This is a genomic window from Natrialba chahannaoensis JCM 10990, assembly GCF_000337135.1.
Taxonomy (GTDB): Archaea; Halobacteriota; Halobacteria; order Halobacteriales; family Natrialbaceae; genus Natrialba; species Natrialba chahannaoensis.
Genome location: NZ_AOIN01000058.1, coordinates 1 through 12,064, shown reverse-complemented (window position 1 = coordinate 12,064; position 12,064 = coordinate 1). Strand labels below are relative to the sequence as shown.

Below are 12,064 nucleotides of genomic sequence, written 5' to 3'. Positions count from 1 at the left end.
GCCCGCTCAGAGATGTGTATAAGAGACAGGTTCTGATCTGCGACACCTTCCTCTTCGGCGACCTCTGGGTCGGTCGTATCGACCAACTGGTCACCGTCGGCGGTGTATGCAGTGTACTCGAGTTCGACGAAGTCGCCGTCCTGAAGCCCCTCGGCTTCGGCTGCGTCTTCGTCGGCTTCCGCTTCGACGTCATCGGCCTGCTCATCGAGCTCGGCCTCCTGTTCCTCGGTCATACGTTGTACGTCCCGCCGTCGACATTTAAGTACGACGCTTTGGTCCGAGAACGCGACCACATGGCGACTGGTATACTGCCGGCCAGCGACGAGAACGACCGATACTTACGGTCGTTTCCCGTTTGACCGGCTATGTACGAGGTCGAAGTGAAGGTGCCTGCCGAACTCGACCGTGTTCGGTTGCTACTCGAGAGCCGATACGGGGACGGGGACGGGGACGGAAGCGGAAACGGGAGCAGGAACGAGGACAAGCACGGGAACGAGAACGGAGACGTAGACGGTGACACAGCACTCGATGCGACACCGGCGGGAACGGTCGTGCAGACCGACACGTACTACGATGCACCGCACCGGTCGTTCGCCGAGACGGACGAAGCATTGCGGATTCGGCGTGAGCGTCGTCCCGATTCGGATCAAAACAGAGCTGACGGACACGACGGCGACACACGTGTCACCTACAAGGGACCGCTCGTCGATGACGAGTCAAAGACCCGCGAGGAGGCAGAAACCGCCATCGGTAACGGCGAAACGTTCGATTCGATTCTAACGAATCTCGGCTTCGAACCGGCCGCGACGGTTCGCAAAGAGCGCGAGCGATACACTGTTGTAATCGACACGGACACGACTGTGACAGCCAACACATCCCCAACCGAATTTACCATCACACTCGACGCCGTCGACGATGTCGGCGAGTACGTCGAGGTCGAAACCGAGGTCGAGAGCGAGATCGAACTCAAGTCCGCCCGCGATGGCGCGTACACTGTTCTCGAATCGCTCGGCCTCGACCCCGACGACCAGCTTCGGACCTCGTATCTCGGGCTCTTGCTCGACTCCTGAGCGCCCGATTGCCCGCCAAACGCGGTCGATTGGTGGATAACTCCCAGGTATTTTCCGGCGTTGATCTGTTTCCGCAAGTTATAGAACCACGCTCCGTTTAGAGCCGGCAATGAGCAAGCGGAACATTCGGGTCGAGCCAATCGACCGACAGGCAGTCGAAGATCAGGAGGTCGAAATCGTCGAACGAAAGGGGATCGGACATCCGGACTCGATCTGTGACGGCGTCGCAGAGAGCGTTGCCGGCGCACTCGCACGCGAATATCTTGACCGTGTCGGTGAAGTACTGCACTTCAACACGGACGAGACACAGCTCGTCGCCGGCGAGGCCGCACCCGCCTTCGGCGGTGGCGAAGTCGTCGACCCTATCTACCTGCTGATCGTCGGCCGCGCAACCAAACACTACAAAGGCCAGACCATCCCAACCGAAACGATCGCGCTTCGCGCAGCGCGTGAGTACCTCGAAGAGACCATCCCGCAACTCGAGTACGGCGAGGATATCGTCGTCGACGTGAAACTCGGTGAGGGGAGTGGCGACCTGCAGGATGTCTTCGGGGAGGACGAAGTTCGTGTGCCGATGGCCAACGACACGAGTTTTGGCGTCGGTCACGCACCACTGACGGAAACAGAACAGATCGTCTCCGAGGCCGAAGCACGACTGAACGGCGAGTTCGCCGACGAGAATCCATATCTCGGCCCCGACGTGAAGATCATGGGCAAGCGCGAGGGCGACACGATTGACGTCACCGTCGCGGCGGCGATGATCGACGAGTACATCGCGGATCTAGACGACTACGCGGACGCCGTCGAGTCGGTTCGCGAGTTCGTCACCGAGGTCGCGAACGAGCACACCGACCGCGAGGTCAACGTCCACGTCAACACGGCCGACGACTACGAGGAAGGCTCGATCTACCTCACCGTCACCGGCACCTCCGCAGAGCAGGGTGACGACGGTTCCGTCGGCCGCGGGAACCGTGCCAACGGGCTCATCACGCCAAACCGCTCGATGTCGATGGAGGCGACGAGCGGCAAGAACCCGGTCAACCACATCGGGAAGATCTACAACCTGCTCTCGACACAGATCGCCGAGGAGGTCGTCGCCGAAGTGGAGGGCATCCGTGACCTGCGCGTTCGCCTGCTCTCCCAGATCGGCCGCCCAATCGACGAGCCACACGTCGCCGATGTCCACGTCGTTACGACCGACAGTGTTGAACTCGCAGACGTCCAAGATGAGATTGAAGCCATCGTCGACGACGAACTCGCGAACGTCACAGACATCACGCGAAAGGTTATCGACGGCGAACTGACGACGTTCTAACGTGGGACTCGATTAGTTTTCAGTTGCGTTTCGCAGGTTCTCCTCCTATTTACTAGTCAGCGCGGTCAGAAAGGCGACTCACTGTCGAGGTGAGTTCGCTCAATCCATCAACGACCGTCGCTCGTAACCCCCTTATGGCGCGCCTCCCTAACGCTGTCCATGCACCCGCCGGGAGCCGACACTGTCCTCGTCCGTCACGGGGATGTCAACACCAAGAGCAACACGGTCAAGCGGTACATGGAGGACTGTCTCGCGGAGAATCTCACGGCTCTCCTCACGGACCGCTCGATCCCCGGCAAGGTCGAACGTCTGTGGAACCGACCCCTCATTCACACCGACGAAGAACACATTGAGGCCGCCACAGCGGCCGCAGCGGACGCCTTCGGTGTCGTCTCAGCCAGCGCCGTCCGAACTGTCGACACCGCGAAGGGAGAAATCTGTGCCGCACTCGCCGAAATCGCGGAAGCTTGCTACGACGGCGGGGCGTTCGCCGTCGACGCCCGCCGCGCCGACAAGAGCCTCCCCTACACGAGCGAAGACCTCGCTCGCGAGGGTGGTACCGCCATCTGGGAGGCCGTCGAGGACAAGTTCGAACCCGAAGTCGACCTCGATAATCCGGACCTCACCTTCGGCGTCGAGGTCCGCGAGGACTTCGCGTTCATCTATCTCGAGAAAACCCCCGGACCGGGCGGACTCCCACTCGGTGCCCAGGAGCCGGTCATCGCGCTGATCAGCGGCGGCATCGACTCCCCCGTCGCAGCCTACGAGATGATGCGACGCGGCAGTCCGATCGTGCCGGTGTACGTCGATCTCGGTGACTACGGCGGCATCGACCACGAGGCGCGCGCGATGGAAACCGTGCGAACGCTCTCGCGCTACGCACCCAATTTCGACACACAGGTCTACACGGTTCCCGGCGGTGAGACAGTCGATCTGCTCGTCGAGACGATGGAACAGGGCCGGATGCTCTCGCTGCGTCGCTTCTTTTATCGCACGGCGGAGCACCTCGCACGCCGCGTCGACGCCCACGGCATCGTCACCGGCGAAGCCGTCGGCCAGAAATCGAGTCAGACGCTCCAGAACCTCGGCGTTACCAGCCGTGCAACCCGACTGCCGATCCACCGCCCGCTGCTCACCTGGGACAAAGCCGACATCGTCGCCAAAGCCCGCAAAATCGACACGTTCACCCAGTCGACGATCAACGCTGGCTGCAACCGCGTCGCCCCCGACCGCGCCGAAACCAACGCCCGACTCGAGCCGCTACTCGAGTACGAACCGGACGACCTGTTCGAGCGAGCGGAGGAAGCAGCGCGGCAGGCTGAACTCGTTGAACCCTGACCGGTTGATTTGATAGTTGATAGTTGATAGTTGATAGTTGATAGTTGATTCGCGCGAGTCGGTAGCTACTTGAGTTCCGCACCAACAGCCGCCTCGATCGACGTGAAGCCGTCGCGTTCGAGGAGTCGCACGAGCCCGCGGTTGATCCGCTTGGCAGTCGAGGGGCCCTGGTAGACGAAGCCGGTGTAGAGCTGGACGAGCGAGGCACCAGCCCGAATCTTGCGGTAGGCGCTTGCGGCGGAGTCGACGCCGCCGACGCCGATAATCGGGAGGTCGCCGTCGGTGTGGTCGGCGATCGTTCGGATCACGTCCGTCGACCGACTTTCAACTGGCTTGCCGCTGAGGCCGCCCCACTCCTCGCGCTTTGCGGAAGCGAGTCCCTCGCGCGCAGTCGACGTGTTTGTTGCAACGATACCGTCGATGTCGAACTCCTGAACGATGTCGACGAGGTCGAGAATCGACTCCTCGGGTTCGTCGGGGCCGATTTTGACCAGGATTGGGACGTCCAGATCGTTCTCGGCGTCGATCGTCTCGAAAATCTCCCGGAGGTGCTCGGGCGAGGCTTCGTCGAACTCGTCGGGCGTGTTCGGACAGGAGACGTTGACGACGACGTAGTCGGCGAACGGCGAGAGGCGGTCGAAGACGCGCCGGTAGTCTTCGATCGCCTCGCGTTCGGTCGAGACGTTCATCTTGCCGATGTTCACGCCGAGGGGAAAACCCGGCGTGCCGTCAGCCTTGAGTCGGGCCTTGACTGTCTCCATTCCCTGGCCGTTGAACCCCATTCGGTTGACCATTGCTTCGTCCTCACGCAGGCGGAACAGCCGCGGTCGATCGTTGCCTTCCTGGGAGTAGGGCGTGACGGTTCCGATCTCGACGAAACCGAAGCCGAGGGCCTCCAGTGCGTGCGTTACCTCGGCGTTCTTGTCGAAGCCAGCGGCGATGCCGACGGGGTTCGGGAACGTGGTGTCGAACAGGTCTACCTCGAGTGCGGGATGGTCGTACTGGTACGCCGTCGACATAGCCGCTCGTGTCGGCCGCGTCGACTGCGCCGCCCGCAGCGTTCGCTTCCCGAGATCGTGGGCCGTCTCGGCTGGGAGTTTGAACGCGAGGGGACGGACTCGCGAGTACAGCGTCATTACAGTAAATCGGGACGGCTCGTAGGTAAACCTCCCGAAGCCGTTCTCGCCGGAACGGCCGACCGGTCACTGGGTGCGACACCGACTCGAGATGGTGACGCCCCGAACCTGCTCTCAGCTATTTTCTCGAACGTTTCAACACATAAAACATATACAGCGACCGTCAGTATCTGAAGACACTATGAGTGAGAATCGGCGGGCCGGAACCCAGCTCCTCGGAGTGGGGATCGGACTCGTCGCGCTGTCCATCGTGTTCGGGTTCGTCTTCGGTGACCTCCTCTCCGACGAGTTCGCCCGGACCCTTTCCTCGCAGCAACTCGTTCAGTACCCGCATCCGTTTTTCGGACTCTTCGACCCGCTCAGTGTCGGCATCGTGTACCTCGTCTTCGGCGGGCTCGTCTTGAGCTGGGCTCGAATAACTCGATCGGCACAGCTACCGTTCGCAGCCGCGCTCCTGGCGACGACACTCGCTATTGTTGCCGTGATCGGGTTCGAACTCGCCTCGTCGGCCGCCACGGCAACGCACGGGTTCGGACTCGAACGCGCCTGGTCGATGCTGCTTGCCTCGCCGCTTGAGACGGTTCGGGAGGTGGTCGCTGTGACCCCCTCCCTCTGGGTCGGCTACTATCTCGCCTGGCTGCTCACCTACGAGGTTGCCTCGACCCGTCGCCAGCGCGTCGTCCCTCTCGTCGGAGTCGCTGTTCTTCCACCGCTCGTCGCCGCAGACACGATTCAAGCGGCCCAAAGCACGCTTGAGACTGGCGGAGCGGGTGCGGGGCTCGGCTACGCGGCCGCTTCGATGCTCATCCCGGCGAGCCTGCTCGGGATACTCGTTGCAGTCGTCTTCGCGACACCGTGGTACGTGCTTCGGAACCGGCCAAACCGTGTCTCAGTCGACGAACCCAATTCTGTAGCGTCGAGACAAGCGATACACGACCGGCGCGTTCCCGAACTTGTTGCCTTCCTCGGGCTGTTTCTCGTGCTTACGATCGTGTCTCCACTGCAGTTCGGAACCAGTCTCCTCGAACCGACCCACGAGTTAGTGATGCGAGACGGCTGTGGTTCGTCGTGTTCTCTGCTGCTGGTGTTGTCCGAGTACGTCTACGTAGCTCTCCTCGCAACCGGTGTGGTCTTCCTCAGTCGGTACTTCTGGAACCGAGTCGGACTCGCCAGGAGCGCCCCCTCGAACTGACGGACTCAATTCAAGTCTGGGACAGCGTCTCGGCGTCCGACCTCTCGAAGCACGCCACTCCGTCTCGAGTAGTCTGCCAATTGTGTCACCACTGGCGACTGTACTGGGTGATGCGAGTCAGCTCCGGAAGGTATTCCAGAACCTGCTCACTAACGCGATCGAGTACAGTGGTGACGAGCCGCCGACTATCACAGTTAGCACCGAGCGCGACGGTGAGCAGTGGCTCGTTTTGGTGCGAGATGTGGGAATCGGTCTCGAACCATCACAGCAGGAGCGCGTTTTCGAGGGCTTTGACCCCTCCATAGTCACGACGAGCACGACGGGACGGGAATTGGACTCGCGCTGTGCAATCGGATTGTCGAGCGCCATGGCGGCGAAATTTGGCTGGAATCCGAGCAGGTGTCGGAACGACGGTTTCGTTTACCTTGCGTCGACTGCGATGTCGTGTGGGGCGATACCGTGTCTCAGTGATCCGAGAGACACCAATATGCTGTATTTCGCCGTTACCTTGCCACAGAACGTGACTCCGGAGGTGAACTGGAGCCGTCTGAAACCGGTTCGAAGCGGCGGGCCAACCGGCAGATAACGAAATCGTTTTCCTACGGCTACCGCTTGAGTCGACTAACGACAAGAGCCATGAGTATCCAACGACGGTCACGAGGAGGGTTGCGCCGTGGCGGCTGAACGAGTGCTCGTACCGCTGTCTGACACGGTCACCGTCCGACAGACGGTTGGGTACGCCGTCCAATCGTGTCCCGGGGAGGCGGAAACGCTCGAGTTCCATCTCGTCGTTGCACTGCCCCACGATATGGAGATGCCGGAGGGGCAGTCGCTGACCGAGGACGCCGAACAACTGCTCTCGAAGGCCGAGAGCTGGGTTCGGGAGGACGCGAGTTCGACGGCCACGACGATCGACATCGAAACTGCCGTGCTCGGGGAGGAGGAGTACCTGTTCGGGCCGCGTGACTACGCGCGGACGTTCGACACTTACGCGGCGGCACACGATATCGACCGCCTGGTGCTCGACCCGGAGTACCAGCCGGGGACGACGGCACAGATGCTCCAGCCACTCGAGCGGGAACTCGAGAGCGTCGGGTTGGCCTACGACGAGGCACCGGTTGATCGACCTGCGCGCCACGAACGGCTGGTCAGTGACGGCGCTGAGCGGTTCGACAAGATGTTCGCGATGTTCTGGATTTCCTACGGGTTTTATCTCGTGCTCGGGGATCCGACGTATTGGTTCGATCTCGTCACCGGTGCTGCGGTCGCCGGTATCGTCTCCGTCTCGCTTGCACACGTGACGTTTTCGTTCCCACTGGACCGGCTTGGCTCGCCGATCCGGACGCTGCGGTTTGGACTGTACGTGCCGTATCTCATTGTCGAGATCGTGAAGGCAAACCTCGCGATTTCGGTCGTCATCCTGCGGCCCTCGATGCCGATCGCCCCGACGATGACGCGGGTCAATGCGCGGGTTCGGAGCGGGCTCCCGTTGCTCGCGCTCGCAAACAGTATCACGCTCACGCCGGGGACGCTAACGGTTCGGGCCGACGACCAGCGCCTGCTCATCCACACGCTCATCCCGTCGGCTCGGGAGGACCTCTTCGAGGGCTCGTTAGAGCGTGCCGTCCGCTTTGTGTTCCACGGCCGAAAGGGAACTCGCATCCCGACGCCGGAAGAGCGCGGTGACACGGAAATTATCGGAGGTGACGAGCTGTGACTGCCGACTTGCTCAACGACATCTTCCTCGTCACGGCGGCGCTGTTCGTCGTTCTGGCGATCATGATGTTCTACCGCGCCGTTGCTGGCCCAACGACCCAGGACCGACTGCTCGCGGTGAACGTCCTCGGGACGAACACGGTCGTCATCCTCGCATTGCTTGCAGCAGGGCTTGGAGAACCGTGGTTCCTTGACATCGCGCTGATCTACGCGTTACTTAACTTCCTGATGGCGATTGCCATCTCGAAGTTTACCGTCGAGCGAGGTGGTGTGCTGTGATCGAACAGCTTCGATTCTGGGCAATTGTCGTCCTGCTCGGATTCGGACTGTTCTTCACGTTCGTCTCCGCGGTGGGTGTCATCCGCCTGCCCGACATATACTCACGAGCCCACACCGCGTCCCAGACGGACACGCTCGGCGCGGGACTCGCGCTGGCAGCCGTCGCACTCGCGCTTGGCCGGGACAGTATGGCGATCTACGCGGTTCTATTGCTGTTCTTCGTCTTCATTACGAACCCGACGGCCGCACACGCGATCGCCCGCTCTGCGGCCGAGTCCGGAATCGTTCCGTTGACCGACGACACAGAGGTCGATGTTGAACCGGATCCATCGACTCCTGACGAGGGTGACTCACAATGATCGAAACCGCTGTCGCCTACACGCTCGCGATCTTCATCCTGCTGGCAGCCGTCGCCACAGCACTGTTCAGAGACGTTCTCTCTGCGATCGTCGTCTTTGGTGCCTACAGCCTCGGCATGGCGATTCTCTACACGTTCTTGCTCGCACCCGACGTCGCCATGACGGAGGCCGCAATCGGTGCCGGCGTGACGACGATCCTTCTGCTGTTGACTATCGCGCGCACGACGCGACCCTCGACGGATCGGCTCTTCGAGCGGATCAACGTCCCGGCGGTTATCGTCGTCGGCGCGTTCGTCCTGGTACTTGGAACGCTCCTGCCCGACATGTACGCCGTCGGAACAGAGTCCGCACCGATTTGGGGCGAGCAGGGCGTCCTCACTGAGACGCCGTCGCTCTACTATATCGAGAATACGTTCAGCGACACTGGGGCGCAAAACGCCGTCTCCGCAGTACTTGCCTCCTACCGTGGGTTCGACACCTTCGGAGAGGCCGTCGTCGTCTTCGCCGCTGCAATTGCCGTGTTGCTCGTGCTGAAACGGGAGGTGTTCACGTAATGTCGCAGCCAGATTCTTACACCAACTCAGATACCTACTCGGAGAGTCAGGTCATTCTGACCTCCGTTCGAATTATCGCACCGTTTACGCTCACCTACGGGATGTTCCTGAGTCTCCACGGGGCCGACACCCCTGGCGGCAGCTTCCAGGGCGGCGCTATCATTGGCGTCACCGTCCTGATGCTTGCTTTCGCCTTCGGGATCGATCCGACCCGCAAGTGGGTCAAAAGCTCCTTCATCGCCGGCCTCATCACCGGCGGCGTCACCATCTTCATCGCAACCGGACTGTTTACCATGGCCCTCGGCGGCAACTTCCTCGAGTACGATGCGATCGCCGATACCTTCGGGATCGCCCACTACTGGGGCATGGAAGCCATCGAGGTTGGTGGTGTCGCACTGATCGTCGCCGGCGCGGTGATGACGTTGTTCTTCGCCACGGCGGCGGGCTTTACGCCGGAACGCCACGGCAACGACACCGACTCGGCTCGCTCGGGTTCGGGTCCGGAGGTGGGACGCGATGATTGAACTGCTCGCCTCGCGCTACGCCTACGCCCTAATGTTTGTCCTGATGGGCGTTGGGATGTACATGATGATTGCCAATCAGAACCTCGTGAAGAAGCTGATCGGGGTTAACCTCTTCCAGACGGCGATCTTCCTGTTCTTCGTCGCGGTCGCCTACGTGGAAGGCGGGTCGGCACCGATTGTTCCGACCGAGGGCGCTCCCGGTGCGATGGCCAGCCCGCTCCCGCACGTGATCGTGCTGACTGCAATTGTGGTCGGAATCGCACTGACAGCGGTTGGCCTTGCACTGATCGTCCGAATCCACTCGGAGTACGGGACACTCCGTGAAGATACCCTTCGGGAGGTGCGTGCCGATGAGTAACGCCGATCTCATCTTACCACTGCTGGTCGCGGTGCCGATTCTTATGGCCACCGCGCCGATTGCACTCGGTCTGCGCTTCGATCGGACCGGTTGGAGCGTGACTGCGCTCACGACGACGGGACTGCTCGCCGCGACGGCGTACCTCGCGAGTGCGGTCTACAGCGAGGGGATGGTCACCCACGAACTCGGTGGCTGGCCCCGAGAGTTCGGGATTCAGCTCGTCGCAGACGAGTTCTCCACACTGATCGCCCTGCTGGTGATCGCCACCGCAACGGCCGTCCTCGCGTACATGCGCGTCGGCGGACCACGCGGGAACACGTTCTACGCGGGCTACCTGCTGCTGACCGGTGGCCTGCTCGGACTCTCGCTGACCGGCGACGTGTTCAACATGTTCGTCTTCCTCGAGATCGTCGGGCTCGCAACCTACGCGCTGATCGCGAGCGGAGATGGTCCCGAATCAGCAGTTTCGGCGCTGAAGTACCTGATTCTCGGGACTGTCGGTGCGTCGCTGTACCTGATTGGTGTCGGCTTCATCTTCATGGCAACCGGGACGCTGAACATGCAGGTGCTCTCGGAGATCATGCCCGAGGTGCTCGCGCAGGGCGGGCAGAACCTCGTCCTAATGCAGGCCGCGTTCGCGTTCATCTTCGTCGGTTTCGCCCTGAAGGTCGCTCAGTGGCCGCTGCACACCTGGCAGCCGGATGCCTACCAGCACGCCCCCGACGGCGTGACGCCGGTTATCGCGGCGCTGGTCTCGACGGCCTACGCGTACGCGCTCGGACGACTGATGTACACGGTCTTCGGGCCGGAGTTCCTCACGTCAACGCCGTACCTGACGGAAATCGTCGTCACGGTCGGCTGTCTGAGTGTGCTCGCAGGCAGCACGCTCGCTGTCATTCAGACCGACGTCAAGCGGATGTTCGCCTACTCCTCGGTCGCGCAGTTCGGCCTCGTCGTGGCGGCGTTCGGTCTCGTCACGGAGACAGCACTGATTGGGGCGATCATCCACCTGATCGGCCACGCAGTGATGAAGGCCGGACTGTTCGCCGCTGCCGGCGTGATCGCGGTCAGCTACGGCGCACGAACCGTCAACGAGTACGCGGGTCTCGCGGATAACCGACCGTTCGTCGCCGGCGGGACGGCACTCTTGCTGATCGCGCTGATCGGCATCCCGCCGTCGGCTGGCTTCATCGGCAAGTGGTACATCGCCGTTGGTTCGGTGCAAGCAGAGATGTGGCCCGTCGCGGTCGTCATCCTGCTCAGTACCATGCTGACGCTCGCCTACTCGGCCCGGTTGCTCGAAAAGATGTACTTCACGCCGGCGACGCCGGTCGAATCACCGCACCCGTCGGCTCCGGTTGCGACTGACGGCGGTCACGAGGGTGAGGACGGTGACGACGCGCACGGGAGCGAACACAGTGACGAATCTGCTGGCGACGTTGGTGCCAGCGCGTTCACCGACGCCGGCCGTATCGGCCGTGGTAACCCCGAGGCCGTCTCGCTCGGTATGCTCACACTCGTCATCGTCGCCGCCATCGTCGCGGTCCTGCTCGGATTCGCGGGTGGTGAACTCTACGACCTTCTCGACCCATTCGCGACGGAGGTGTTCAACGAATGACTGAAGAATCCATCTTACCGCTCGCTGCCGTCCTCGTTTCGGCGGTCGCGATGGTACTGATCATCGCGTCGTATCGCTATCCGAACGTCCGCGAGGGCTGGTCCGTCCTCGCCGCGCTGGCGAAGTTCGGGATCATCCTCAGCATGCTCCCGGACGTGCTGGACGGCACGACCTACTACTGGAGCCTGCAGGAATCGCTCGGTATCGAATTCCTCGCTGGCATCGACTTCGTCCTGCGCGCCGACCCGCTCGGCATGCTGTTCGCACTGCTCGCGAGCTTCCTCTGGATCTTTACGTCGTTCTACGCCGCGGGCTACATGCGCGGGCTGGACGAACACGCCCAGACCCGGTTCTTCGCCTCGTTCGCGGCCAGCCTCTCGGCCGCGCTCGGTATCGCGTTCGCCGGAAACCTAGTGACAATCTTCATCTTCTACGAGCTGCTGTCGCTCGTCACCTACCCGCTGGTTGCACACAACGAGGACGACGAGGCCCGGATTGCCGGTCGCAAATACCTCACCTACACGTTCTTCGGTGGTGGGGTGTTCCTGCTCGCCGGGACAGTCCTCACCTACTGGCTCACCAGTATGACCGCCGCCGGCCCGACG

13 protein-coding genes and 2 pseudogenes are annotated in these 12,064 nt (G+C 62.0%); 13 read left to right on the top strand and 2 right to left on the bottom strand.

Annotation, left to right across the window (positions count from 1 at the left end; all coding sequences use genetic code 11):
• Positions 1-233: pseudogene (locus C482_RS10205) on the bottom strand (hypothetical protein); the annotation flags it as partial.
• Positions 234-365: 132 nt separating this feature from the next.
• Between C482_RS10205 and cyaB the strand changes: the two are divergent.
• The 3 genes from cyaB to C482_RS10190 all read left to right on the top strand — a co-directional run bounded on the left by cyaB (position 366) and on the right by C482_RS10190 (position 3,723).
• A complete protein-coding gene (gene cyaB / locus C482_RS10200; RefSeq protein WP_006167521.1) occupies positions 366-1,070 on the top strand; it encodes a class IV adenylate cyclase in 705 nt (234 codons plus the stop codon).
• 109 nt (positions 1,071-1,179) lie between these two features.
• Positions 1,180-2,385 (top strand): methionine adenosyltransferase, encoded by a 1,206-nt coding sequence (locus C482_RS10195; RefSeq protein WP_006167520.1) that lies wholly within the window; start codon positions 1,180-1,182, stop codon positions 2,383-2,385.
• Positions 2,386-2,544: 159 nt separating this feature from the next.
• Positions 2,545-3,723 (top strand): tRNA sulfurtransferase, encoded by a 1,179-nt coding sequence (locus C482_RS10190; protein ID WP_006167519.1) that lies wholly within the window; start codon positions 2,545-2,547, stop codon positions 3,721-3,723.
• 65 nt (positions 3,724-3,788) lie between these two features.
• Here the strand turns inward: C482_RS10190 and C482_RS10185 are convergent, their stop codons facing one another.
• Entirely contained in the window at positions 3,789-4,859 is a 1,071-nt protein-coding gene (locus tag C482_RS10185; RefSeq protein WP_006167518.1) for a quinone-dependent dihydroorotate dehydrogenase, read from the bottom strand.
• Positions 4,860-5,040: 181 nt separating this feature from the next.
• Here C482_RS10185 and C482_RS10180 point away from each other — a divergent pair, with 181 nt between their 5' ends.
• The 10 genes and pseudogenes from C482_RS10180 to C482_RS10135 all read left to right on the top strand — a co-directional run.
• Positions 5,041-6,051 carry a hypothetical protein gene (locus C482_RS10180; RefSeq protein WP_049896625.1) on the top strand — a complete coding sequence of 337 codons (1,011 nt, stop codon included), beginning with the start codon at positions 5,041-5,043 and terminating at the stop codon, positions 6,049-6,051.
• Positions 5,984-6,522: pseudogene (locus C482_RS10175) on the top strand (sensor histidine kinase). The gene C482_RS10180 and the pseudogene C482_RS10175 overlap by 68 nt, the downstream one beginning before the upstream one ends.
• Positions 6,523-6,724: 202 nt before the next feature.
• Positions 6,725-7,768 carry a monovalent cation/H+ antiporter subunit E gene (locus C482_RS10170; RefSeq protein WP_006167516.1) on the top strand — a complete coding sequence of 348 codons (1,044 nt, stop codon included), beginning with the start codon at positions 6,725-6,727 and terminating at the stop codon, positions 7,766-7,768.
• 62 nt (positions 7,769-7,830) lie between these two features.
• Positions 7,831-8,046, top strand: a complete 216-nt coding sequence (locus C482_RS10165; protein ID WP_394295540.1) for a cation:proton antiporter — start codon at positions 7,831-7,833, stop codon at positions 8,044-8,046.
• Positions 8,043-8,405: a monovalent cation/H(+) antiporter subunit G gene (mnhG, locus tag C482_RS10160; protein WP_006167515.1), complete on the top strand. Its 363-nt coding sequence runs from the start codon at positions 8,043-8,045 to the stop codon at positions 8,403-8,405. The genes C482_RS10165 and mnhG overlap by 4 nt, the downstream gene beginning before the upstream one ends.
• Complete coding sequence (locus C482_RS10155) at positions 8,402-8,959, top strand: DUF4040 domain-containing protein (protein ID WP_006167514.1); 558 nt, start codon at positions 8,402-8,404, stop codon at positions 8,957-8,959. Before mnhG ends, C482_RS10155 begins: the two co-directional genes overlap by 4 nt.
• On the top strand, positions 8,959-9,483 hold the full coding sequence (locus tag C482_RS10150) for an MnhB domain-containing protein (protein ID WP_006167513.1): 525 nt from the start codon (positions 8,959-8,961) through the stop codon (positions 9,481-9,483). Before C482_RS10155 ends, C482_RS10150 begins: the two co-directional genes overlap by 1 nt.
• On the top strand, positions 9,476-9,841 hold the full coding sequence (locus C482_RS10145; protein ID WP_006167512.1) for a cation:proton antiporter subunit C: 366 nt from the start codon (positions 9,476-9,478) through the stop codon (positions 9,839-9,841). Before C482_RS10150 ends, C482_RS10145 begins: the two co-directional genes overlap by 8 nt.
• Complete coding sequence (locus C482_RS10140) at positions 9,834-11,459, top strand: monovalent cation/H+ antiporter subunit D family protein (RefSeq protein WP_006167511.1); 1,626 nt, start codon at positions 9,834-9,836, stop codon at positions 11,457-11,459. Before C482_RS10145 ends, C482_RS10140 begins: the two co-directional genes overlap by 8 nt.
• On the top strand, positions 11,456-12,064 hold a 609-nt coding region (locus C482_RS10135), incomplete at its 3' end, for a proton-conducting transporter transmembrane domain-containing protein (RefSeq protein WP_006167510.1). The genes C482_RS10140 and C482_RS10135, both read left to right, overlap by 4 nt.

Excerpts from the sequence above, each read along its gene's own strand:
- cyaB (WP_006167521.1), top strand. The coding sequence starts at position 366 with ATGTACGAGGTCGAAGTGAAGGTGCCTGCCGAACTCGACCGTGTTCGG.
- C482_RS10195 (WP_006167520.1), top strand. The coding sequence starts at position 1,180 with ATGAGCAAGCGGAACATTCGGGTCGAGCCAATCGACCGACAGGCAGTC.
- C482_RS10190 (WP_006167519.1), top strand. The coding sequence starts at position 2,545 with ATGCACCCGCCGGGAGCCGACACTGTCCTCGTCCGTCACGGGGATGTC.
- C482_RS10185 (WP_006167518.1), bottom strand. The coding sequence starts at position 4,859 with ATGACGCTGTACTCGCGAGTCCGTCCCCTCGCGTTCAAACTCCCAGCC.
- C482_RS10180 (WP_049896625.1), top strand. The coding sequence starts at position 5,041 with ATGAGTGAGAATCGGCGGGCCGGAACCCAGCTCCTCGGAGTGGGGATC.
- C482_RS10165 (WP_394295540.1), top strand. The coding sequence starts at position 7,831 with ATGATGTTCTACCGCGCCGTTGCTGGCCCAACGACCCAGGACCGACTG.
- C482_RS10155 (WP_006167514.1), top strand. The coding sequence starts at position 8,402 with ATGATCGAAACCGCTGTCGCCTACACGCTCGCGATCTTCATCCTGCTG.
- C482_RS10150 (WP_006167513.1), top strand. The coding sequence starts at position 8,959 with ATGTCGCAGCCAGATTCTTACACCAACTCAGATACCTACTCGGAGAGT.
- C482_RS10145 (WP_006167512.1), top strand. The coding sequence starts at position 9,476 with ATGATTGAACTGCTCGCCTCGCGCTACGCCTACGCCCTAATGTTTGTC.
- C482_RS10140 (WP_006167511.1), top strand. The coding sequence starts at position 9,834 with ATGAGTAACGCCGATCTCATCTTACCACTGCTGGTCGCGGTGCCGATT.